Annotated in this window: 23 protein-coding genes and 1 tRNA gene; 15 read left to right on the top strand and 9 right to left on the bottom strand. The window is 70.1% G+C overall.

The window, feature by feature from the left end; genetic code table 11:
- The 7 genes from nuoI to RIN75_RS41615 all read left to right on the top strand — a co-directional run.
- Positions 1 to 499: NADH-quinone oxidoreductase subunit NuoI (gene nuoI, locus RIN75_RS41645; protein ID WP_375296097.1), on the top strand; the 499-nt coding region annotated here is incomplete at its 5' end.
- Complete coding sequence (locus tag RIN75_RS41640) at positions 496 to 1326, top strand: NADH-quinone oxidoreductase subunit J (RefSeq protein ID WP_309117627.1); 831 nt, start codon at positions 496 to 498, stop codon at positions 1324 to 1326. The genes nuoI and RIN75_RS41640, both read left to right, overlap by 4 nt.
- On the top strand, positions 1323 to 1622 hold the full coding sequence (nuoK, locus tag RIN75_RS41635; RefSeq protein WP_309117626.1) for an NADH-quinone oxidoreductase subunit NuoK: 300 nt from the start codon (positions 1323 to 1325) through the stop codon (positions 1620 to 1622). The genes RIN75_RS41640 and nuoK overlap by 4 nt, the downstream gene beginning before the upstream one ends.
- Positions 1623 to 1632: 10 nt before the next feature.
- Entirely contained in the window at positions 1633 to 3564 is a 1932-nt protein-coding gene (nuoL, locus tag RIN75_RS41630; protein ID WP_309117625.1) for an NADH-quinone oxidoreductase subunit L, read from the top strand.
- Positions 3561 to 5123, top strand: coding sequence for an NADH-quinone oxidoreductase subunit M (locus tag RIN75_RS41625; protein ID WP_309117624.1), 1563 nt, complete (start codon positions 3561 to 3563; stop codon positions 5121 to 5123). Before nuoL ends, RIN75_RS41625 begins: the two co-directional genes overlap by 4 nt.
- Position 5124: 1 nt before the next feature.
- Positions 5125 to 6687, top strand: a complete 1563-nt coding sequence (nuoN, locus tag RIN75_RS41620; RefSeq protein ID WP_309117623.1) for an NADH-quinone oxidoreductase subunit NuoN — start codon at positions 5125 to 5127, stop codon at positions 6685 to 6687.
- A gap of 51 nt (positions 6688 to 6738) precedes the next feature.
- Positions 6739 to 7740 (top strand): polyprenyl synthetase family protein, encoded by a 1002-nt coding sequence (locus tag RIN75_RS41615; protein ID WP_375296096.1) that lies wholly within the window; start codon positions 6739 to 6741, stop codon positions 7738 to 7740.
- A 6-nt stretch (positions 7741 to 7746) separates the two neighbouring features.
- Here the strand turns inward: RIN75_RS41615 and rarD are convergent, their stop codons facing one another.
- Positions 7747 to 8676, bottom strand: a complete 930-nt coding sequence (gene rarD, locus RIN75_RS41610) for an EamA family transporter RarD (RefSeq protein WP_309117622.1) — start codon at positions 8674 to 8676, stop codon at positions 7747 to 7749.
- 200 nt (positions 8677 to 8876) lie between these two features.
- Here rarD and RIN75_RS41605 point away from each other — a divergent pair, with 200 nt between their 5' ends.
- On the top strand, positions 8877 to 10877 hold the full coding sequence (locus RIN75_RS41605) for a hypothetical protein (protein WP_309117621.1): 2001 nt from the start codon (positions 8877 to 8879) through the stop codon (positions 10875 to 10877).
- A 77-nt stretch (positions 10878 to 10954) separates the two neighbouring features.
- Here RIN75_RS41605 and RIN75_RS41600 read toward each other — a convergent pair whose 3' ends face one another.
- The 4 genes from RIN75_RS41600 to RIN75_RS41585 all read right to left on the bottom strand — a co-directional run bounded on the left by RIN75_RS41600 (position 10955) and on the right by RIN75_RS41585 (position 15360).
- Positions 10955 to 12007, bottom strand: coding sequence for a 2-oxoacid:ferredoxin oxidoreductase subunit beta (locus RIN75_RS41600; protein WP_309117620.1), 1053 nt, complete (start codon positions 12005 to 12007; stop codon positions 10955 to 10957).
- Entirely contained in the window at positions 12004 to 13917 is a 1914-nt protein-coding gene (locus tag RIN75_RS41595) for a 2-oxoacid:acceptor oxidoreductase subunit alpha (protein WP_309117619.1), read from the bottom strand. The genes RIN75_RS41600 and RIN75_RS41595 overlap by 4 nt, the downstream gene beginning before the upstream one ends.
- Positions 13918 to 14154: 237 nt before the next feature.
- Positions 14155 to 14910: an enoyl-CoA hydratase gene (locus RIN75_RS41590; protein ID WP_309117618.1), complete on the bottom strand. Its 756-nt coding sequence runs from the start codon at positions 14908 to 14910 to the stop codon at positions 14155 to 14157.
- 9 nt (positions 14911 to 14919) lie between these two features.
- On the bottom strand, positions 14920 to 15360 hold the full coding sequence (locus tag RIN75_RS41585; protein ID WP_121224781.1) for an Lrp/AsnC family transcriptional regulator: 441 nt from the start codon (positions 15358 to 15360) through the stop codon (positions 14920 to 14922).
- Between the two features lie 75 nt (positions 15361 to 15435).
- Between RIN75_RS41585 and ddaH the strand changes: the two genes are divergently transcribed.
- The gene (ddaH, locus tag RIN75_RS41580) at positions 15436 to 16314 is read left to right on the top strand and encodes a dimethylargininase (protein WP_375296095.1); all 879 of its coding nucleotides are present in this window, start codon (positions 15436 to 15438) and stop codon (positions 16312 to 16314) included.
- A gap of 364 nt (positions 16315 to 16678) precedes the next feature.
- A complete protein-coding gene (locus RIN75_RS41575) occupies positions 16679 to 16825 on the top strand; it encodes a hypothetical protein (RefSeq protein ID WP_309117617.1) in 147 nt (48 codons plus the stop codon).
- On the opposite strand, the gene RIN75_RS41570 is transcribed toward RIN75_RS41575, so the two are convergent.
- A complete protein-coding gene (locus tag RIN75_RS41570; RefSeq protein WP_309117616.1) occupies positions 16822 to 17859 on the bottom strand; it encodes a LysR family transcriptional regulator in 1038 nt (345 codons plus the stop codon). The genes RIN75_RS41575 and RIN75_RS41570 overlap by 4 nt on opposite strands.
- 243 nt (positions 17860 to 18102) lie before the next feature.
- Between RIN75_RS41570 and RIN75_RS41565 the strand changes: the two genes are divergently transcribed.
- The 4 genes from RIN75_RS41565 to htpX are packed head-to-tail and all read left to right on the top strand — an operon-like array spanning position 18103 to position 20509.
- Positions 18103 to 18522 (top strand): NADH-quinone oxidoreductase subunit NuoB, encoded by a 420-nt coding sequence (locus tag RIN75_RS41565; protein WP_309117615.1) that lies wholly within the window; start codon positions 18103 to 18105, stop codon positions 18520 to 18522.
- Positions 18519 to 19088, top strand: a complete 570-nt coding sequence (locus RIN75_RS41560; protein WP_309117614.1) for an NADH-quinone oxidoreductase subunit C — start codon at positions 18519 to 18521, stop codon at positions 19086 to 19088. The genes RIN75_RS41565 and RIN75_RS41560 overlap by 4 nt, the downstream gene beginning before the upstream one ends.
- A complete protein-coding gene (locus RIN75_RS41555) occupies positions 19081 to 19629 on the top strand; it encodes a 4Fe-4S binding protein (RefSeq protein WP_309117613.1) in 549 nt (182 codons plus the stop codon). The genes RIN75_RS41560 and RIN75_RS41555 overlap by 8 nt, the downstream gene beginning before the upstream one ends.
- Before the next feature lie 19 nt (positions 19630 to 19648).
- Positions 19649 to 20509, top strand: coding sequence for a zinc metalloprotease HtpX (gene htpX / locus RIN75_RS41550; RefSeq protein WP_309117612.1), 861 nt, complete (start codon positions 19649 to 19651; stop codon positions 20507 to 20509).
- Positions 20510 to 20538: 29 nt separating this feature from the next.
- On the opposite strand, the gene rfbA is transcribed toward htpX, so the two are convergent.
- Together rfbA and RIN75_RS41540 are read right to left on the bottom strand one after the other, a co-directional pair.
- Positions 20539 to 21411: a glucose-1-phosphate thymidylyltransferase RfbA gene (rfbA, locus tag RIN75_RS41545; protein WP_309117611.1), complete on the bottom strand. Its 873-nt coding sequence runs from the start codon at positions 21409 to 21411 to the stop codon at positions 20539 to 20541.
- Entirely contained in the window at positions 21408 to 21899 is a 492-nt protein-coding gene (locus RIN75_RS41540; protein WP_309117610.1) for a YajQ family cyclic di-GMP-binding protein, read from the bottom strand. Before RIN75_RS41540 ends, rfbA begins: the two co-directional genes overlap by 4 nt.
- 123 nt (positions 21900 to 22022) lie before the next feature.
- Here RIN75_RS41540 and RIN75_RS41535 point away from each other — a divergent pair.
- A tRNA-Tyr gene (locus RIN75_RS41535) sits at positions 22023 to 22103 on the top strand.
- A gap of 69 nt (positions 22104 to 22172) precedes the next feature.
- On the opposite strand, the gene RIN75_RS41530 is transcribed toward RIN75_RS41535, so the two are convergent.
- Complete coding sequence (locus RIN75_RS41530) at positions 22173 to 22490, bottom strand: DUF4333 domain-containing protein (RefSeq protein WP_309117609.1); 318 nt, start codon at positions 22488 to 22490, stop codon at positions 22173 to 22175.
- Positions 22491 to 22850 lie beyond the last annotated feature (360 nt).

The following is a 22850-nucleotide window of genomic DNA, read 5'->3' as shown; positions in this document are numbered from 1 at the left end:
GACGATGTTCAAGAAGGTCGTCACCGAGGAGTACCCCGAGGTCAAGAAGGTCACCGCGCCGCGGTTCCACGGCCGCCACCAGCTCAACCGGCACCCGGACGGGCTGGAGAAGTGCGTCGGCTGCGAGCTGTGCGCGTGGGCCTGCCCGGCGGACGCGATCTTCGTCGAGGGCGGCGACAACACCGAGGACGAGCGCTACTCGCCCGGTGAGCGCTACGGCAAGGACTACCAGATCAACTACCTGCGCTGCATCGGCTGCGGCCTGTGCATCGAGGCGTGCCCGACCCGCTCGCTCACCATGACCAACGAGTACGAGCTGGCCGACGACGACCGGCAGAAGCTGATCTTCACCAAGGAGGACCTGCTCGCCCCGCTGCTGCCCGGCATGGAGCAGCCGCCGCACCCGATGCGGCTGGGCGAGACCGAGCAGGACTACTACGTCAACGGCCCGCGCCTGCAGGCCGAGGCGGACATCAAGGCGAAGCAGGAGGGCCGGTGAACCTCCTGCTCCAGCCGGACACCGTCGAGCGCGTGGTGGACACCGTCACCACCGGCGAGGCGGTCGCGTTCTGGATCCTCGGACCCCTGGCCCTGGCCGGCGCGCTGGGCATGCTGTTCGCCCGCAACGCCGTGCACTCCGCGCTGTGGCTGGTGCTCACCATGCTCAGCCTCGGCGTGCTCTACATGGTCCAGCAGGCGCCCTTCCTGGGCTTCGTGCAGATCATCGTCTACACCGGCGCGATCATGATGCTGTTCCTGTTCGTGCTGATGCTGGTCGGCCGGGACAGCTCCGACTCGGTGGTGGAGGTGCTGCGCGGCCAGCGGCTCGCGGCGGCCGTGCTCGGCATCGGGTTCGCCGGCCTCGTGGTCGGCTCCCTGGCCCGCGCGCTGACCGACGTCGACGCGATCGGCCTCGCGCAGCAGAACACGCAGAACGGCGGCAACGTCGCCAACCTCGGCCAGGAGCTGTTCACCGACTACCTGTTCCCGTTCGAGCTGACCTCCGCGCTGCTGATCACGGCGGCGGTCGGCGCGATGGTGCTGGCCTTCACCGCCAAGTCCAAGGACACGAAGAAGACCCAGAAGGAACTGGTCGAGGAGCGCTTCCGCGGCGACCGGGTGGGTTCGCTGCCCGGTCCCGGCGTGTTCGCCACGGCCAACTCGGTCGCCACGCCCGCGCTGCTGCCCGACGGCTCGGTCGCGAAGGAGTCGCTGTCCGAGCTGATCGACACGACGGCGAAGGAACGGCTGGAGGACGACGTCGCGGAGGTCTCCGGCACGGCGCACCAGCCCGACGCGCACGCGCTCAAGGGAGACCAGTCGTGACCCCCACCTACTACCTGCTGCTGTCCGCCCTGCTGTTCAGCCTCGGCGCGGTGGGCGTGCTGGTGCGGCGCAACGCCATCGTCGTGTTCATGTGCATCGAGCTGATGCTCAACGCGGTGAACCTCAGCCTGGTCACGTTCGCCCGCATCAACGGCGGGCTCGACGGCCAGGTGATGGCGTTCTTCGTGATGGTCGTGGCCGCGGCGGAGGTCGTGGTCGGCCTGACGATCATCATGGCGATCTTCAAGACGCGTCGCTCGGCCTCGGTCGACGACTCCAACCTGCTGAAGTACTGAGAGGTCACCGGTGACGGAACCTGTTGCCGCCAGCGGGATCGGCAGTCTCGCCTGGTTGTTGCTCGCGCTGCCCGCCTTCGGCGCGACCGTCCTGCTGATCGGCGGGCGGCGCACCGACAAGTGGGGCCACCTGCTGGGCTGCGCGACCGTGCTCGGCGCGTTCGCGTACGGCGTGGCGCTGTTCTTCGAGACCATCGGGCAGACCGGCGAGCGCACCAGCGAGCTGCACCTGTTCGACTGGGTGCCGGTCAACGCGCTGAACGTCGAGTTCGGGCTGCGGCTCGACCCGCTCTCGCTGACGTTCGTCCTGCTGATCACCGGTGTCGGGTCGCTGATCCACATCTACTCGATCGGCTACATGGCGCACGAGGCCGGTCGGCGGAAGTTCTTCGCCTACCTGAACCTCTTCGTCGCCGCGATGCTGCTGCTGGTGCTGGGCGACGGCTTCGTGACCCTGTACTTCGGCTGGGAGGGCGTGGGTCTGGCCTCCTACCTGCTGATCGGCTGGTACCAGTACAAGCCGGAGGCGGCCAGCGCCGCGAAGAAGGCGTTCCTGATGAACCGGGTCGGCGACCTGGGTCTCGCGATCGCGATCTTCATCCTGTTCAAGGAGCTGGGCACCACCCAGTACGCCGACGTGTTCGCCCGCGTCGGCGAGCTGTCCGCGGCGGAGGTCACCGCGGTGACGCTGCTGCTGCTCCTGGGCGCGTGCGGCAAGTCCGGCCAGTTCCCCCTCCAGGCGTGGCTCCCGGACGCCATGGCCGGCCCCACCCCGGTGTCGGCGCTGATCCACGCGGCGACGATGGTCACCGCGGGCGTCTACCTGATCGCCCGCGCGAACCCGATCTACAACGCCTCCGCCGACGGCCGCCTGGTCGTGATGATCATCGGCGCGGTCACGTTGATCATCGGGTGCGTCATCGGCTGCGCGTACGACGACTTCAAGAAGGTCCTCGCGTACTCGACGGTCAGCCAGATCGGCTACATGATCCTGGCGGTCGGCCTCGGTCCGGTCGGCTACGCGCTGGGCATCATGCACCTGCTCACGCACGGCTTCTTCAAGGCCGGCCTGTTCCTCGGCGCCGGTTCGGTCATGCACGGCATGAACGACGAGGGCAACATCCGCCGCATGGGCGGGCTGTGGCGCAAGATGCCCGTCACGTTCGTCACCTGGACGCTGGGCTACCTCGCGCTGATCGGCTTCCCGTTCCTGTCCGGCTACTTCTCCAAGGACGCCATCATCGCGGCGGCGTTCAGCGAGCACGGCTGGCGCGGCTGGGTGTTCGGCGGCGCGGCGGCGCTGGGCGCGGGCATCACCGCGTTCTACATGACCCGCCTGCTGTTCCTGGTGTTCCTGGGCAAGCCGCGCTGGGAGGACCTGAAGAGCGAGGACGGCCGCGCGTACCACCCGCACGAGTCCGGCCTGACCATGACCGTCCCGATGATCCTGCTGGCCGTCGGCTCGGTCGGCGCGGGCGCGTTCTTCGCCTCCGGCAACAACCTCGCGAACTGGCTCTCGCCGTCGCTGGGCGAGTTGCAGGAGCAGCACGGCGTGCTGGACCACAACGTGGTCAACTTCCTGGTGCTGGGCCTGTCCGCGCTGGGCGTGCTGGTCGCGTGGCTGTTCTTCGGCCGCCGGGCCCAGCCGGTCGAGCGGCCCGAGCGGGTGTCGTTCGTGGTCCGCGCCGCGCGCAACGACCTGTACGGCAACGCGCTCAACGAGGCGCTGTTCGCGCGGCCGGGCACCTGGCTGACCCGCGCGCTGGTGTTCGTCGACAACAAGGGCGTGGACGGGCTGGTCAACGGCTCGGCCGCGCTGCTGGGCGGTAGCTCGGGCCGGCTGCGCCGCTTGCAGACCGGGTTCGTGCGCTCGTACGCGCTCTCCATGCTCCTGGGTGCGATCTTCGTCCTGGGCGCGCTGCTGATGGTGAGGTTCTCGTGAGCTGGACGCTGATCGCGCTGCTCCTGCTGCCCCTCGCGGGCAGCCTCGTGGTGGCCTTCCTGCGGGGCAACGACCGGACCGCGAAGCTCGTGGCGCTCGCCTTCGCGCTGGCCGAGCTGGTGATCGCGGTGCTGGCGTGGGTCGCCTACGACCCGGCCGGCGACCGCCTCCAGCTGACCAGCTCGGTGGAGTGGATCCCGGCGTTCGGCATCCACCTGTCCTTCGGCGTGGACGGCATCGCCCTGGTGATGATCGCCCTGATCGCCTTCCTGGTGCCGGTCGTGATCGGCGGGTCCTGGGCGGACAAGCTGCCCGAGGGCCGCAGCGCGGGCGGGTTCTTCGCCCTGCTGCTGGCCATGGAGACCGGCATGGTCGGTGTCTTCGCGGCCACCGACGTGTTCGTGTTCTACGTGTTCTTCGAGGCCGTGCTGGTCCCCATGTACTTCCTGATCGGCCGCTTCGGCGGGCCGAACCGGCAGTACGCGGCGATGAAGTTCTTCCTGTACTCGCTGCTCGGCGGCCTGGTCATGCTGGCCTCCGTGATCGGCGTGTACGTGGCCGCGCGGGACAAGCTGGGTTCCGGCACGTTCGACTGGGCCACCCTGGTCACGGTCACCAAGGACCTGCCGCTGTCCACGCAGATCTGGCTGTTCCTCGGCTTCTTCATCGCCTTCGCGATCAAGGCGCCGCTGGTGCCGCTGCACACCTGGCTGCCCGACGCCGGTGCCGAGGCCCCGGTCGGGGCGGGCGTGCTGCTGGTCGGCATCCTGGACAAGATCGGCACGTTCGGGTTCCTGCGCTACTGCCTGCCGCTGTTCCCGCTGGCCAGCCAGGAACTCGCGCCGCTGGTGCTGGTGCTCGCCGTGGCGGGCGTGCTGTACGGGTCGCTGCTGGCGGTCGGCCAGACCGACATGAAGCGGTTCGTCGCCTACACGTCCATCGCGCACTTCGGCTTCATCGCGCTGGGCATCTTCGCGTTCAGCTCGCAGGCCGGCGCGGGCGCGGTGCTGTACATGGTCAACCACGGCATCTCGACCGGCATGTTGTTCCTGGTCGTGGGCATGGTGATGGCCCGCGGCGGGTCGCGCCTCATCCAGGACTACGGCGGCATGGCCAAGCTGACCCCGGTGCTGGGCGGCCTGTTCTTCGTCGCGGGTCTCTCGTCTCTGGCGCTGCCCGGCACCAACTCGTTCGTCAGCGAGTTCCTGGTGCTCATCGGGTCGTTCCCGAACCAGCCGGTGTTCACCGTCCTGGCCGCCATCGGCATGGTGCTGGCCGCCCTGTACATCCTGTGGCTGTACCAGCGGGTGTTCCAGGGTCCGGTGCGCGGCACGGCGCTGGTGGACGCGGTCGGCGGGCCGGGCGCGGCGCTGGACCCGGAGCGGGCTTCGGTGCCGGACCTGAACAAGCGGGAACTGGCGGTGCTCGCGCCGCTGGTCGCGCTGATCCTGGTGCTCGGGTTCTACCCGCAGCCGGTGTTGGACGTGATCACCCCGTCCGTCGGGGCGACGCTCAGCGAGGTCGGCGTGACCGACCCGGTCGCGCAGGAAGGCAAGTGACGTGACGGACCTCCTCGCCCAGGCCCAGCGGTTGACGGCCCCGGAGATCGACTACCTCGCGGTCGCGCCGATCCTCGTCGTGCTCGGCGCGGCGTGCCTCAGCGTGCTGGTGGAGGCGTTCCTGCCCAAGGCCCAGCGGTGGAGCACCCAGGTCGTGCTGACTCTGCTCACCCTGGCCGCCGCGGGCGCCTCGCTCATCGCCTACGCCAACGACGCCCTGCCCCAGGGCAAGGTGACCCTCGCGGGCACGGTCGCCGTCGACAAGCCGGTGATCTTCCTGTGGGCCACCCTGCTCGTCCTCGGGTTCGGCTCGGTGCTGCTCATCGCCGACCGGTCGGTCGAGCCCGGCGGCGCGTTCGTGGCCGAGGCGTCCGTGCTGCCCGGCACCAAGCAGGACCGGGCGCAGGCCAACCGGTTCGGCATGCAGACCGAGGTGTTCCCGCTCACGCTGTTCGCGCTCGGCGGGATGATGGTGTTCGTCGCGGCGAACGACCTGCTGACGATGTTCATCGCGCTGGAAGTGCTGTCCCTGCCGCTGTACCTGATGTGCGGCCTGGCCCGCCGTCGCCGCCTGCTGTCGCAGGAGGCCGCGGTGAAGTACTTCCTGCTCGGCGCGTTCGCGTCGGCGTTCTTCCTGTACGGCGTGGCCCTGCTCTACGGCTACGCGGGCTCGGTGAAGCTGGCCGACATCGCCGCCGCCACCTCCGGCACCGACCGGTCCGACACGCTGCTGTACGCGGGCTTCGGCCTGCTGGTGGTGGGCCTGCTGTTCAAGGCCTCGGTCGGCCCGTTCCACGCGTGGACCCCGGACGTCTACCAGGGCTCCCCGACGCCGGTCACCGCGTTCATGGCGGCCTGCACGAAGGTCGCCGCGTTCGGCGGCATCCTGCGGGTGCTGTTCGTGGCGTTCGAGCGGTCGAGCTGGGAGTGGAACGGCGTCCTGTGGGCGGTGGCCATCGCCTCGATGGTGATCGGCGCGGTGCTCGGCCTCACCCAGACCGACGTGAAGCGCATGATCGCCTACTCGTCGGTGGCGCACGCGGGCTTCCTGCTCGTCGGGTCGATCTCGCTGTCGCAGGAGGGCCTGTCGGGGACGATGTTCTACCTGATGGCCTACGGCTTCACCACGATCGCCGCGTTCGGCGTGGTGTCGCTGGTGCGCAACGCGGACGGCGAGGCCACCCACCTGTCCCAGTGGGCGGGTCTGGCCAAGCGGTCCCCGGTGACCGCGGCGGTGTTCACGTTCCTGCTGCTGGCGCTGGCCGGCATCCCGCTGACCAGCGGTTTCATCGGCAAGTTCGTGGTGTTCGCGGCGGCGCTGGAGAGCGGCATGGCGCCGCTGGTGGTGGTCGCGCTGGTGGCGTCCGCGGTGGCCGCGTTCTTCTACCTGCGGGTCATCGTGCTGATGTACTTCAGCGAGCCGGCGGCCGACGGCCCGACCGTCAGCGTGCCCGGCGCGATGACCACCATCGCCATCACCATGGGTGCGGCGATCACGCTGGTGCTGGGGGTGTGGCCCTCGTTCGCGCTCGATTGGGCGGGTGCCGGCGGGTTCATCTTCTAGATAGGGCGGGTGCCGGCGGATTCGTCTTCAAGTGGTACGTAGGCTTCAGGTGTGACCAGTAGCGAGCGGGCGGGGACGGGGTTCCGGTTTGCGGACCCCGTGCTCGCGGAGGTGGTTCAGGCGGGGCTCACCGAGGTGGAGGAGCTGCTGCACAAGGTCGTGCAGAGCGAGTTCCACCCGGTGATGGAGACGTCGCTCCACTTGGTGGACGCGGGCGGGAAGCGCATCCGCCCGCTGTTCACCATCCTGTCCGCCCAGTTCGGGTCGACCTGGGACCGGGAGGCCGTCATCAAGGCGGCGGCCGTGGTCGAGCTGACCCACCTGGCGACCCTGTACCACGACGACGTGATGGACGAGGCCACCATGCGCCGCGGCGCGGCCTCGGCCAACGCGAAGTGGGACAACTCCATCGCCATCCTGACCGGCGACTACCTGTTCGCCCACGCGTCCGCGCTGGTCGCGGACCTGGGCACGCGGGCGGCGCGGATCATCGCGGAGACGTTCTCCGAGCTGGTCACCGGGCAGATGCGCGAGACCATGGGGCCGCGGGACGGGGAGGACCCGATCGCGCACTACCTGACCACGATCGCGGAGAAGACGGGTTCGCTCATCGCGACGGCGGCCCGGTTCGGTGCGATGTTCTCGGACACGACGCCGGCGCAGGTCGAGGCGCTGCGGCAGTACGGGGAGATCATCGGGGCGGCGTTCCAGATCTCGGACGACGTCATCGACATCGCGTCGCCGTCGTCGGAGTCGGGGAAGACGCCGGGGACCGACTTGCGCGAGGGCGTGAAGACGCTGCCCATGCTGTACGCGCTGGCCGACGAGCCCGAGTCGCGGTTGGCTGCCCTGTTGGCTGAGCCGCTGTCGGATGACGCCGAGGTCGAGGAGGCCTTGGAGTTGTTGCGGTCGTCTTCGGGGTTGGCTCGGGCTCGGGCGACGCTGGACGACTACGCGGCGCGGGCGCGGGCGACGTTGAAGGACCTGCCGTCGGGTGTGGCTCGGGATGCGTTGGAGTCGGTAAGCGAGTACGTGGTCACCCGCACCCACTGAGTCATCTCACTCGATCGGGGCCACCAGGAGTCGGGAGCGGCGGCGGGAGCGCAGTGCGTCCGCCGTGAACACCGCCAGCGCCGCCCAGACCAGGCCGAACCCGAACCAGCGGGACGCCGGCATGGGCTCGTGCACCACGAACACGCCCCACGCGAACTGCAGGATCGGGGCGAGGTACTGGAGCATGCCCATCGTCGTCAACGGCACCCGCCGCGCGCCCGCGCCGAACATCATCAACGGCACCGCGGTCACCAGGCCCGAGGCCGCGAGCAGCAGGGCGTGGCCCCAGCCGTGGTCGTGGAACGTGCCCGCACCGCCCAGCCACAGCAGGTAGCCCACGGCGACCGGCCCGAGCACCATGCTCTCCGCGGTCAGGCTGGAGGTGGCGTCCAGCGGCACGGTCTTCTTGATCAGCCCGTACACGCCGAACGAGCAGGCCAGCACCAGCGAGATCCACGGCAGCCGCCCGTAGTCCACGGCCAGCACGACCACCGCCGTCGCCGCGATGCCCAGCGCCAGGTACTGGAGCCCGCGCAGCCGCTCGCGCAGCACCAGCACCCCGAGCACGACGCTGACCAGCGGGTTGATGAAGTACCCCAGGGCCGCCTCCACGACGTGCCCGCTGTTGACCGCGTAGATGTAGACGCCCCAGTTGACCGCGATCAGCGCGGACGCGGCGGCCACCATGAGCCAGCCGCGGGCGGACAGGGCGCGCAGGCTCGACCACCGGCCGAGCACCGCGGTCAGCAGTGCCATGACCGCCAGCGACCACGCGATCCGGTGGGCCAGGATCTCGTCCGAGTCGGCCGGGGCGAGCAGCGGCCAGAAGGCGGGGAACATGCCCCAGATGACGTAAGCGCCGGCTCCGAGAGCGATACCCTTGTTGCTCTGGTGAACATCTGCCGAAGTGGCGGTGGAGTTCGTCAAGGGCGGCACACGGGCCACTCTACGCGAGCCGTTTTGCCTGGTCAGTTGCTCCGAACGGGCTACTGTTCCACTATGGGCGCAGGGCCGCGTGGTCGGACGCGCCGGACCTCGCGGTCAGGGTAGTTTTGCACCGCTTCCACTACCGGGTGAAGGCCTGGCAGCGGAGCGTGTCGGGGAGTGTCAGGACTGGGCAGTGGGAGGGTTCCGGCGTGAGTTCGCTCTTCGGACAGGTGTGGCTGTGGAGCCTGCTGTCGTTCGTGGCAGGCGTCGCGCTGACCTGGCTGGTGCTGGTCCGGCCCGCGAAGAGGGAGGTGCAGGACCTGGAGGAGCGCCTGGTGGGCGCGTCCCCGCGTCCCGTCGCCCCGGTCGCGGCACCCCTGCCCGCCCCCGCCGAGCCGGCGCGCGACGAGTTCGACGACTGGCACCGGTCGTCCTCCCCGGTCGAGGACCTCCTCCGGGACGACGACCCGCCGCACTACGACGTCGCCAACATGAAGCTCGACGAGCGCGACCGGCTGCTGGAGGAACTGGACGACGAGCACCGCCCGCTGTCCGACTTCGAGGAGCAGCACGACTTCCCCGAGTACGAGGACGACCGGCCACGCAGCCTGTTCGAGCGGCTGTCCCCCAGCGCCGAGCCGGTGACCACGACGTCGTCCGCCGCGGATGCGGACGAGCCGCCCTCGCTGCCCGCCGAGGAGACCCACCACCTGCCGCCCGCGCAGCCGGTGGCGGAGGTGGCCGTGCCGCGGCAGCCCGAGCCGACCGCGCCGCCGGAGGTCGAGGCCTTCCAGCCGCGCGAGGTGTGGCGGGAGGAGCCCCCGGAGCCGGTCGTCTACGGCGAGGACGAGGACCCGGCAGAGGGCCCCGAGCAGGAGGACGAGCCGGAGCGGCCCGCCGAGCAGACCACCCTGATCCCGGCCACGGCCCTGGCCCAGGCGATCGCCGAGGTCGACGCCCGCAACGAGGACGCCCGCGACGAGCCTCGCTTCGAGGAGACCCGTCCCGAGGAGTCCCGTTTCGACGAGCCTCGCGTCGAGGAGTCCCGCGCCGAAGAGCCCCGGTTCGAGGAGCCCGTCGCCGAGCAGTCCCGGCTCGCGGAGCCGCAGCAGGTGTGGCCGGACCGCGACCTGACCGGCGAGTACCCGGTCATCCGCGCGGAACTGCCGACCCCCGAGCCGGTGCGCCCCGACCTGCCCAAGCCCGAACGCCCCGGGCCGCCCGCGGCCGAGCTGTTCACCCCCGACGCGACGACGATCCTCGACGCCCGCGACATCGCCGCGCACACCCCCGCCGCGCACACCCCCGCCGCGCACACCCCGACCCCCGAGCCGAGCCGCCCCGAGCCCGCGCCCCGCCTCGAGCGCCAGCCGGAATCCGCGCCCGAGCCCCGCCACGAGGCGCGCCCCGAGTCCCGTCCCGAGCCTCGCCCCGAGGCCCACGACGAGGCGCACGCCCTGCCCGGTGCCCCGACCCGGCCCGAGCCGGTCGAGCCCCGGGCGGAGACCGCGCCCGAGGAACCGTTCGTCCCCCGCTTCCAGCCCGAAGCGGCCCCCGAACCCCGGACCGAAGCTCGTCCCGAAGCCCGGCCGGAACCGCAGTCCGAGCCCCGGCCCGAGCCCCGGCCCGAGCCGCAGCCCACCAAGGAGCCTGCTCGTCCGCGCTCCCTGTTCGAGCCCGTCCTCACCCCCGAGGACGAGATCGTGGACGAGCCGCCGGCCCCGCCGAAGCCCAAGCCCGCCGCCCCCGGCAACGACCAGCCGTTCGTGCCCAAGCTCGCGCCCGAACTCCTGGAGCCCGGCAGCAACGGCGGCCTGCCGCAGCGCCCGGTCCGCCCGGCCGGCTCCCGCACCACCCCGCCGCCCCCGCCGCCGCCCGCACCCGCGCAGCCGATCAACCCACCGCCGCCGGCGCGTCCGGTCCGCCCGCGCCCGGTCGGGTTCAGCCCGAGCACCGGCGGCCGTCCGGCCAACACCACCACCCGCTACCAGCAGCCGGAGGGCTTCAACCCGCGCTCGCCGTTCGGTCCGGGCTCGGTGCTGCCCAAGTCCGACGGCAAGGCCCCGGCCCCGGACTTCCAGGTCAAGGCCACCCTCACCGGCCGCCGCTACTTCACCACCGAGTCGGCCAACTTCTCCGAGACCCGCGCCGACGTGTGGTTCCGCACCATCTCCGACGCGGAGAAGGCTGGCTTCCGCCCGGCCCCGTAGACGTCCCCGGGGAGGGAACGCGTGAAGGGCCCCTGCTCCGGGAGGCGGAGCAGGGGCCCTTCCGTGTCTCAGCAGTCCTAGGCGACGGTCCAGGTGTCCTTGCCGCGCAGCAGTGCGCCCAGGTCGGCGGGCTTGGCGGCCTGCGCCTCCGCGACCTGCGCGCGAGCCGCGTCGTCGTACGTGGCGCGGGCGACGTTGCGGAACACGCCGGTCACGGTGTGCTGCAAGTCCTGGGTGGACAGGCGGGACAGGGCGAACGACAGGTTCAGGTCCGAGGCGTCGTGCACGACGATGTCGGACTCCTCGACGTCGGCCGTCTTGGCCACGGTCAGGCCGAAGCCGTCCCGCACCACGGCGTACTCGCCGCCACCGAACACGATCGGCTGCCCGTCGACCACGTTGATGATCCGCCGGGACGCCTCGTCGGCGTCCTTGAGCACGTCGAACGCGCCGTCGTTGAAGATCGGGCAGTTCTGGTAGATCTCCACCAGCGCCGACCCGCGGTGCTCGGCGGCCTGCCGCAGCACCTCGGTCAGCCCGGCCCGGTCCGAGTCCACCGCCCGGCCCACGAACGACGCCTCCGCGCCCAGCGCCAGCGACACCGGGTTGAACGGGTGGTCCAGCGACCCGTACGGGGTGGACTTGGTGACCTTGCCCTCCTCGGAGGTGGGCGAGTACTGGCCCTTGGTCAGGCCGTAGATCCGGTTGTTGAACAGCAGGATCTTCAGGTTGACGTTGCGGCGCAGCGTGTGGATCAGGTGGTTGCCGCCGATGGACAGCGCGTCGCCGTCACCGGTCACCACCCACACCGACAGGTCCGGCCGGGCCACGGCCAAGCCGGTCGCGATCGCCGGCGCGCGGCCGTGGATCGAGTGCATGCCGTAGGTGTTCATGTAGTACGGGAACCGCGACGAGCAGCCGATCCCGGAGATGAACACGATGTTCTCGCGCTTGAGGCCGAGCGTGGGCAGGAACGACTGCACGGCGTTGAGCACGACGTAGTCGCCGCAGCCGGGGCACCAGCGGACCTCCTGGTCCGACTTGTAGTCCTTGGCCTTCTGCGGCTCGTCCGACGTCGGAACCCCGTCGAGACCCCCCAAGCCCGGAAGACCCAGGTCAATCGCGGTCATTCGGACACTCCCTTGATCACGTCGGCCAGCACGTCCTGAAGCTCCTCGGCCTTGAACGGCAGGCCCTGCACCTTGGTGTAGCTGATGGCGTCGACCAGGTACTTGGCGCGCAGCAGCAGCGCGAGCTGGCCGAGGTTCATCTCCGGCACGACGACCTTGTCGTAGCGCGCCAGCACGTCACCCAGGTTCTTCGGGAACGGGTTGAGGTGGCGCAGGTGGGCGTGCGCGACGGGCAGCCCGAGCTTGCGCACCCGGCGGGCCGCCGCGCCGATCGGGCCGTAGGACGAGCCCCAGCCCACGACCAGCACCCGGGCCTCGCCGGACGGGTCGTCGACCACCACGTCCGGCACCTCGATGCCGTCCACCTTCTGCTGCCGCAGCCGCACCATCTTGTCGTGGTTGGCCGGGTCGTAGGAGATGTTGCCGGTGCCGTCGGACTTCTCCAGACCGCCGATGCGGTGCTGGAGACCCGGCGTGCCGGGCACGGCCCACGGGCGGGCCAGCGTCTCCGGGTCGCGCAGGTACGGCCAGAACTCGCCGTCCGGGCCGTTGGGCGCGGTGGCGAACTCGACCGACAGGTCCGGCAGGTCGGCGACGTCCGGGATCAGCCACGGCTCGGAGCCGTTGGCGATCGCGCCGTCGGACAGCAGCAGCACCGGGGTGCGGTACTTCAGCGCGATCCGGACCGCGTCCAGGGCGGCGTCGAAGCAGTCCGCGGGGGACTGGGGCGCGATGACCGGCACCGGCGACTCGCCGTTGCGGCCGAACATCGCCTGGAGCAGGTCGGCCTGCTCGGTCTTGGTCGGCAGACCGGTCGACGGGCCGCCGCGCTGCACGTCGATGATCACCAGCGGCAGCTCGGTCATCACGGCCAGGCCGATGGTCTCGGACTTCAGCGCCACACCCGGGCCGGACGTGGAGGTGATGCCCAGCGCGCCGCCGTAGGAGGCGCCCAGGGCCGCGCCGATGCCGGCGATCTCGTCCTCGGCCTGCAGCGTGGTGATGCCGAAGTTCTTGTGCTTGGACAGCTCGTGCAGGATGTCCGAGGCCGGGGTGATCGGGTAGGTGCCCAGCACGACCGGCAGCTTCGCCTGCTGCCCGGCGGCCACGACGCCGTACGCGAGCGCGGTGTTGCCGGTGATCTGCCGGTAGGTGCCCCGGTTGAGCTTGGCCGGGGCGACCTCGTAGGTGACCGCGAAGGACTCGGTGGTCTCGCCGTAGTTCCAGCCCGCCCGGAACGCCAGCACGTTGGCCTCGGCGATGTCGGGCTTCTTGGCGAACTTCTCGCGCAGGAACCGCTCGGTGCCCTCGGTCGGCCGGTGGTACATCCAGGACAGCAGGCCCAGGGCGAACATGTTCTTCGCCCGCTCGGCGTCCTTCTTGCCCAGCCCGGTGTTCTCCAGCGCGCCGATGGTCAGCGTGGCCATCGCCACTTTGTGGACCTGGTAGCCCTCCAGGGAGTTGTCCTCCAGGGGGTCCTTGTCGTAGCCGACCTTGACCAGGTTGCGCTTGGTGAACTCGTCGGTGTTGACGATCAGCGTGCCGCCGCGGGGCAGGTCGCCGATGTTGGCCTTGAGCGCGGCCGGGTTCATCGCGACCAGGACGTCGGGCCGGTCGCCGGGCGTGAGGATGTCGTAGTCCGCGAAGTGCAGCTGGAAGCTGGACACGCCCGGGAGCGTGCCCTGTGGCGCCCGGATCTCCGCCGGGAAGTTCGGCAGTGTCGCGAGGTCGTTGCCGAACGCGGCGGCTTCCGAGGTGAACCGGTCACCGGTGAGCTGCATGCCGTCACCGGAGTCGCCCGCGAACCGGATGACGACCCGGTCGAGCTTGCGGACCGTGCCGGTCTTCTCCGTGCCGGTCTTCTCCGGGGAGCCACCCGGCGCGGCGCCGTTACCAACGTCGGTAGTCATGTCCTACGCCGATCCCTCTCTTCACGCCCGCTAGGGGCAAAGTCGCCCCTCCCCCTCCATCGAGGGTAGTCGTGCCCGTGCTCGGGCCGGTTTCCGCCGTACCACTGTGCGGGACGATCCGTCCCAAGTGGTGCACTGCCGGGCAACCCCGCGGTAATCGCAGCACTTTCGCGTATACCGGACGGTAACTGTTACCGAAAGTTACAGGTATGCCGCGGGGTCTGTCCACAGCGCTCTCTAGGGGTGCCCGCTGATGCGGGCCTTCATCGCGGCCAGCTTGGCGGCGAACTCCGGCGTCTCGATGGAGGCGACCTGGGGGACGATCTCGGTGTCCACGGCTTCACTGTGCTCGACCATCGCGGCCGTCCGGCGCATCGTCGCCTTGATGGTTCGGACGAGGTCCCGGGGAGCTTCGGCCGCCGGCCGCGCCAGCTCGACGGCCCGCGCGACCAACTCCTCGTGCCCGCCGTCGACCCGCTCCCACGCCAGCCCGTGCCGCACCGCCGCGTCCGCGTCCAGGACCTGCCCGAACAGCGTCATGGCGGTGGCCGCCTGCGGACCGGTGTGCCGCTGGAGCATCCACGTCATGCCGCCGCCGGGGTGGATGCCGAGCTGGAGGAACCGGGCGTCGAACCGCGCCTTCGGACCTGCGAGCCGAACGTCACACGCCAGCGCCAGGTTCAGCCCCGCCCCCACCGCCGCGCCGCCGACCGCCGCGATCGTGGGGAGCGCGCAGTCCGCGACCGCGAGGAACCCGGCGTAGATCCGCCGCAGCCCCTCCTCCCGGGCTTCCCCGAGCGCGGTCAGGTCCGCGCCCGCGCAGAACGCCGGGGGAGCGCCGGTCACCACGACGGCGTGGGCGTCATCTTCGGCGCTCCGCACGGCCTGGACCAGTTGGTCGGACAGGTCGAGGGACAACGCGTTGCGCCGGTCCGGGTCGTGCACGGTGATGACGGCCACACGGTCCACAAGCTCCAAGAGCACCTCTGGCATGGCGGCACTCTAGGGGGCCGGCGGTCGGTCCAGCAGTCGGGAGAGCACGACAGTCGACACGGTCCGGTCGATGATCTCGACGGCCCGCAGCCGTTCCAACGCGGTCTCCAAGTGGTGGATGTTCGCGGCCCGCAGATGGACGATCGCGTCCGCCGCGCCGGACACCGTGTAAGCGGCCATGACCTCGGCCATCGGCTCCAGCCGGGCCTGGATGTCGCCCGGTGTCACGTTGCCCCGGCAGTGCACCTCGACGAAGGCCTCCGTGCCCCACCCGAGCTGCTCGGGGTCCACGACGGCGGTGAACCCGCGCAGCACGCCGGTGTCCAGGAGCCGGTCGACCCGCCGTTTCACGGCCGGGGCCGACAGCCCGACCTCCTTGCCGATGTCCGCGTAGCTGGATCGGGCGTTGGCCATCAGGCACGAAATGATCCGCTGGTCAATCGAGTCCACACGCAACATTCTGCACCAGAAGACGCAATACTGCGGCGTTGTTCGCTGGTCTGAGGGTTATTTACCCTTCGATCCATGACCTCGGTTTCCCTCCTGGGCCCCGGCGACGAGCCGATCGTGCTGGGCGTCACCACGCCCGCCACCCCCGTGCGCGTGCCGACCACCCGTCGGTACCTCATGTGCCCGCCGGAGTACTTCACGGTGGAGTACGCCATCAACCCGTGGATGGACCCGACCCAGCCGATCAGCACCGAACTGGCTGTCCAGCAGTGGACGGAGTTGAAGGACACCTACGAGCGCCTGGGCCACAAGGTCGACCTGATCGAGCCCCAGCCCGGCCTGCCCGACATGGTCTTCTCGGCGAATTCCGGCACCGTCATCGACGGCCAGGTCCTCGGCTCCCGCTTCCGGGCCGAGCAGCGTGTCCCCGAAGCCGACCACTTCCGCCGCTGGTTCCTGGCGAACGGCTACACCAACGTGGTCATGCCGGAGTGCACCAACGAGGCCGAGGGCGACTTCACCTGGACGGGCAAGTACCTCCTCGCCGGCACGGGTTTCCGCACCGACCCGCTGGCCCACTCCGAGGCCCAGGAGGTCTTGGGCGTCCCGGTGATCTCACTGCAACTGGTCGACCCCCGGTACTACCACCTGGACGTGGCCCTGTTCGTGCTGACTGAGGACTTGGTCGCGTACTACCCCGAGGCCTTCTCGCCGGGCTCCCAGCGCGTACTGCGCCGCTTGTTCCCGGACGCGGTCATCGCGACGGCGGAAGATGCGGAGTGCCTGGGCCTGAACGCGGTCTCGGACGGCCGGCACGTGGTGCTGCCGGTCGAGGCGACCCACTTGGCGGAGGAGGTCGCGAAGCGCGGCTTCGACCCGGTCTTCGTGGACATCTCCGAACTCCGCAAGTCCGGCGGCGGCCCCAAGTGCTGCACGATGGAGCTGCGCGACTGATCGGGTTCGCTGTGAGGTCTTCGGCGCTGGTCAGCGGGGTTTGCCATTGCTGACCAGCGCAACTTTCGCGGTCGCCTGGTGTGAGGCCTGCTTCCCGGCCCACATTCTTTCAGCCCGCCCCGGGAATGGTTGTGCTCCTGACGCGACCCCATGACATCCCCATGACACCACTGTCGAACCGGGCCCGCTCCCCGTTCCAGCGGACACCCCGAAGCGGACGCAGATCGATACCGCGACCCTCCGCCAAGCACGCCGCATAAAGACGGCCAACCGTCACCCATAGGGCTGATCGGGCTAGCGACGGAACCGTGTGGAGTGCTCCGATCGACGGCACCTCGCTGTCGACCAAGGTAGGGAGCGCGCCATGAACGACCTCGACGCCCAGCGGCCAGAGCCGATGCCACAGCCGCCGGAGGAGGAACGGGTGGAACGCGAGAAGCCTGAGGTTCCGCGCCGGCTCAGTGGCTTGGAGTGGCTGGTCAAGCAGGTTCAGCGGCAGCGCGAGGGTTAGTCCGACACCTCCCGCTGGAACGCCGCCCACAGCAGGTTCAACGGGTGGTCGGCCGGGAACTTCGCCCGCTCCTCCTTGCGGGCGAAGACCCCGACCAGGCGTTCCAGGACCGGCTTCCGGTCGTTCTTCAGCTCCACCACCCGCAGGCCCGAGCCCTCGCGCAGCTCGTTGTTCGCGGCCACCACGCCCAGTCCGGACGTGACGATCATGCAGCCCTCCACCAGGCCCGACCGCAGCAGCGACATCCCGTACTGGATCTCGTCGATCTCCGCCGCGATGTCCAGCTCGTTGCGGTAGTCCGGCCCGAACCACCCGCGCAGGAACTCGGCGATCAAGCCGTCACCCGGCACCACCAGCGGCAGCTTCGGCAACTCCCCGGTGCCGACGCTGGTCCCCAACCGGTGCTCCGGGATGTTCGTCAGCAGCGCCAGCCCACCGCGCCGCCACTCGATCACGTCGAAGTCCGCGAAGTCCGACCCGTCGCCCGCGGGCGTGACGACGCTGCCGCAGACGATGTCGACCTCCTTGCTCTCCAGCTTGTTCCAGATGTCCCGAGTCCGGATGTGCACGACCTTCAGCTCCACGTCCCGCCGGCGGAAGTCGTCCGCCACGTGGTGCCACGCCTTCGCCAGCGAGTCGAGCATGAACCGGGTGGTGCCCACGGTGAGCGTCGTGCCGAGCTTGCGGCGGCACTCGTGAATCGAATCCAGCCAGTCGGTCATTGTGGACCGCGCCAATTCCACCAACGCCTCGCCGGTGGGTGTGATCAGCACGTCTTTTCCGCGGCCCTGCTTGACGACCAGCGGTTCACCGCACAGCGACTTGAAGTTCCGGTTCAGCGTGTCGATCTGCTTCTGCACGCTGGACTGCTCCCGCCCGAGCACCCGCGCCGCGCGCAGCGCCGACTTCGTCTCGTACACCGCGATCAACGTCCTGAGCTGGTCGAACGTGGTGTCCAGCAGCAGCGGTGAGGTGTGCAGGAGCCTGCTGAGCCGGTTGCCCGCGGGGAGCAGGAGCTGTGCCGACGTGGACATCGGGGCCTCTCGGGTCGGGGGCGAACTGTTCTGCCGATCAGTTGTACTGAACTTGATCGCACTATGGGGTCAAATTATCCGAAGAACTTGGTTGCATTGTCTGGACACGTATACACGGTTCGTAAGAGACTTCTCCCCGCAACCAGGTGCGAGTTCACGTGGGAGCAATCAAGGGGGTTTTGGGGGGTTGGGGGCCCGCCGGGCGTGCGCCGGGCGGGCCCCCACGTATTAACCTCATCCGATGTGACGGTTTCCACCCTGGACTGGGGCACGAAGTACAAGGTCACCGTGCTCGACCTCGGACTCGCCTGCTGCGGCGTCGAGGTCATGGCGGCCCTGGAGGGCGGCCGACCGCACGACCTGGCCGCGCTGGGGGTGGACGTGGCGCACGCCGCGGGCGAGGCGCACGTACTGGTCGTGTCCGGGACGGTCACCGATGTCATGTTGCCCGCAGTGATCGCCACATACCAGGAGATGCCGGAACCCCGTTACGTCCTGTCCGTCGGGGCGTGCAGCAACACCGGCGGCCCGTACTGGGACTCCTACAGCGTCACCAAGGGCATCGACCAGGTCCTGCCCGTGCACGTCGCCGTCCCCGGCTGCCCACCCCGTCCCGAGGCGCTGCTCGAAGGCCTCGCCGCGCTGCACAGGTTGGTGTCATGACCGCCGCGTCGTCCGAACTGGCCTCGCTCATCGACCACGCCGCGGTCAAGACCGCGTTCGGGCAGACCACCGCGCACGTCCCCGTCGAGCACTGGACGGCCGCCGCCCGCCAGGCCCACGACCTCGGCTGCACCGCCTTCGACTGGCTGGGCGTCGAGGACGCCGGCCGCCCCGGCGCGTCCGGCCAGAGGCACGCCGTCTACCTGCACGTCCTGAACCCGGACACCAAGCTCGGCCTCCTCCTGCGCACGGAGGTCGGCGACGAGCCGCTGCCCAGCGTGGCCGGCCTGTGGGCGGGCGCCGCGTGGCACGAGCGGGAGGCGGTGGAGATGTTCGGCATCACCCTGTCCGAACCCGCGCCGCACCTGCTGCTGCCCGAGTCGTTCGCGGGCCACCCGCTGCGCAAGGACTTCGTGCTGGCCTCCCGCGTCGTGCGGCCGTGGCCCGGCCGCCTGGAACCCGGCGAGGACGGCACGTCCGCGCCCAGCCGCCGCCGCGCCGCCCCGCCCGGCGTGCCCGACCCGTCGTGGGGACCCCGACGCCTCGAAGGTGACACCGATGCCTGACCCGATGCCCGAGTCGACGTCCGAGTCGACGTCCGGGTCGCCCGCAACGCCGACGCCTGCGCCGATGCCCGACCTGCCACCGCGCACCCGCGGCGTGATCGCGCTGCTGGAGGCCAACTGCACGGTCTGCATGATCTGCGCCCGCGAGTGCCCCGACTGGTGCATCCACATCGACTCGCACACCGAGGTCGAGCAGCAGCCCGGCTCGGCCCGCCCCCGCGCCCGCAACGTCCTCGACCGGTTCGCCATCGACTACGGCCAGTGCCTCTACTGCGGCATCTGCGTGGAGGCGTGCCCGTTCGACGCCCTGCACTGGGCCCCCGACTTCTCCTACCCCGGCACCGGCACGCTCGACGGCGCCGGCGCGGTCGCCGAACTGGTCCACGAACGGGACGTCCTGGGCACGTGGGTCGCGCACGTGCCGCCGCCGCCCGCCCTGGACGACCTGGCCGAACCCGCGCCGGAGACCGGTGCCACACGCCCCGGACGAGCGGGTTCCGGAACCCCGGGACGTCCCGGAGCGTTGAGAGGGAGGACGTAGTCACCCGGAGGCGAACACCGTGCACAAGCACTACAACGGGGTGAAGACCGCGTTGCTGCTGGGCGCCATGAGCGCGCTGATCGTCGGGATCAGCTCGTTCTTCGGGCGAACCGCGCTGGTCATCGGCGTTGTGCTGGCACTGGGCGTCAACGCCTACGCGTACTTCAACTCCGACAAGCTCGCGCTGCGCGCGATGCGGGCCCGGCCCGTGTCGGAGGTCGAGCAGCCCGCGATGTACCGGATCGTGCGGGAACTGGCGATGGCCGCGCGCCAGCCCATGCCCCGCCTCTACATCAGCCCCACCGCCGCGCCCAACGCGTTCGCGACCGGCCGCAACCCGCGCAACGCCGCGGTGTGCTGCACCACCGGCATCCTCGAACTCCTGGACGAGCGCGAGCTGCGCGCCGTCCTCGGGCACGAGCTGTCGCACGTCTACAACCGGGACATCCTCATCTCGTGCGTGGCCGGGGCGCTGGCCAGCTTGGTGAGCGCGTTGGCCAACCTCGCGCTGTTCGCGAGCCTGTTCGGCGGCGATGACGAGGACCGGCCCAACCCGTTCGCCGTGCTGCTGATCGCCGTCCTCGGGCCGATCGCGGCGAGCATCGTGCAGCTGGCGGTCAGCCGGTCCCGCGAGTACCAGGCGGACGCGTCCGGCGCGGAACTCACCGGCGACCCGCTGGCCCTGGCCTCGGCGCTGCGCAAGCTCGAACTCGGCACCCGCGCCGCGCCGCTGGCCCCGGAACCCGCCGTGGTGTCGCAGTCGCACCTGATGATCGCGTCACCGTTCCGGCCCGGCGAGCAGCTGGCGCGCTGGTTCTCCACCCACCCGCCGATCGCCGACCGCGTCCGCCGCCTGGAAGAACTCGCCCGCCGCTCCTGAAGCCTTCCGTCAGCGGTTGAGGCCGTCGCTCAGCGGACTTCGCGGGCCACGGTCATCAGGTACTGCCCGTAGCCGGACTTGGCGAGCTTCTCTCCCAGCGCGTAGCACTCGTCCGCGGTGATGAAGCCCATCCGCAGCGCGATCTCCTCCGGGCACGCGATGCGCACGCCCTGCCGGTGCTCCAGGACCTGCACGAACTGGCCCGCCTCCAGCAGCGAGTCGTGCGTCCCGGTGTCCAGCCACGCGAACCCGCGCCCCAGGTCGACCAGGTGGGCCTTGCCGCGCCGCAGGTACTCCAGGTTGACGTCGGTGATCTCCAACTCGCCGCGCGCCGACGGCGTCAGGTTGCGGGCGATCTCGACCACGTCGTTGTCGTAGAAGTACAGGCCGGTGATCGCCTTGTTCGACTTGGGCACCGCCGGCTTCTCCTCGATGGAGACCAGCCGCCCGTCCGCGTCCACCTCGCCCACGCCGTACCGCTCGGGGTCCCGGACCGGGTAGCCGAACAGCACGCAGCCCTCGAGCGTCGCCGCGTGGTGCTGGAGCAGCTTGGAGAAGCCCTGGCCGTAGAAGATGTTGTCGCCCAGGACCAGCGACACCGAGTCGTCGCCGACGAAGTCCGCGCCGATGACGAACGCCTCGGCCAGCCCGTTCGGGTGGGCCTGCTCGGCGTAGGAGACGGTGATCCCGAACTGGGACCCGTCCCCGAGCAGCCGCCGGAACAGCGGCAGGTCGGTCGGCGTCGAGATGAGCAGGACCTCCCGGATGCCCGCGAGCATCAGCACCGACAGCGGGTAGTACACCATCGGTTTGTCGTAGACCGGGAGGAGCTGCTTGGACACCGCCTGCGTGATCGGGTGCAGCCGCGTGCCGCTCCCGCCCGCCAGGATGATGCCCTTCATCGGTAGTTGGTGAACTGGAGGGCGATCCCGAAGTCGCTGCTCTTCAGCAGGGCGATGACGTCCTGCAGGTGGTCCTTCTTCTTGCCGGAGATGCGCAGCTGGTCGCCCTGGATCTGCGCCTGGACGCCCTTCGGGCCCTCGTCGCGGACCTTCTTGGCGATCTCCTTGGCCTTCTCCGACGAGATGCCCTGGACGATCTTGCCTGTGACCTTGAACACCTTCCCGGAGACCGCGGGGTCGCCGACCTCGAAGGCCTTCATCGAGATGCCGCGCTTGACCAGCTTCTCCTGGAAGACGTCGATCGCGGCCCGGCAGCGCTCCTCGGTCTCGGACTCGAAGGCGATCGCCTCCTCGCCCGCCCAGGCCACCGACGTGCCGGTGCCCCGGAAGTCGAACCTGGTGCTCAGCTCCTTGGCGGCCTGGTTGAGCGCGTTGTCGACCTCCTGCCGGTCGACCTTGCTCACCACGTCGAACGACGGGTCTGCCACGGTGCCCGATACCTCCGCGTAGGCGTGTCTGCGAACCCCGGAAGCCTACCGGGACCGCCCCGGTTTGAGCGGCCGCGACGGGGTTATGTATTGTCTGCACCGCACCCGGGAGACCGGGGGCGGGGCGGGTTGCCCGAGCGGCCAATGGGAGCGGACTGTAAATCCGTCGCGAAAGCTACAGAGGTTCGAATCCTCTACCCGCCACATCTGCGAGAAAGCCTCCGTGAGCACGGCTCACGGGGGCTTTCTCGTGTTCTCCGGGTGCCGCCGAGTTCACTGCCGGGGTGGAAGGAGTTCGGTGTATTCGAAACCGCCGCCGTCCGCGTTGGTCACCCGGAAGCGGACCTGGCGCGAGCCGTTGGCGGTCCTGCCGCTGAGGTTCATCTCGCAGGTGAAGGTCACGCCTTCCTCGACCAGCAACCCCGACGGGCACTTCGGTTCGCCGCTCAACCCGGTCACGCCGTCCCGGCCGAGGACCGCCTGCACCGACCTCGCCGACAGGTCTTCGTGGTCGAACACTCGTGGCTGGGTGACGGCCAACCCCGTCGTGAACACCTTCACCGTCACGGCCACCGCGCACGCCGCGGTCACCGCGGCGCAGACCGCGTCGACTCTCCCTGGAGGTCATGGGCGTAGTCCTAACCCAGGGTCACCAGCGGTGGAGGTGTTTCGCGAGATGCGAGGCCCGCTCGCAACCCGGCAGCCCGGACGGGAAACCGACAGCCCCGACGTAGGCGAGACCGACGCGCAAGCGCTTCCTCTCGCTTGCGTGCCGGCCTCGGGTGCAGCATAACCCATCTCGAACGTGTGTTCGAGGGTTATGTGATGGCTGCTCGTCCCGCGTCGGTCAGTTCGGCGTCCGTGCGCTCGTACAGGCCCACGGCGCGGCGGGCGCGGAGGAGGCCGGCGTGGACCAGGGCGTGGGTGGTCGTCTGGTCGCAGCACGGCAGG

It is taken from the genome of Saccharothrix sp. (genome assembly GCF_031180885.1).
In the GTDB taxonomy this organism is placed as follows: domain Bacteria; phylum Actinomycetota; class Actinomycetes; order Mycobacteriales; family Pseudonocardiaceae; genus Actinosynnema.
The sequence above is the reverse complement of the archived record's forward strand: the minus strand, read 5'-3'. Positions and strand labels throughout refer to the sequence as shown.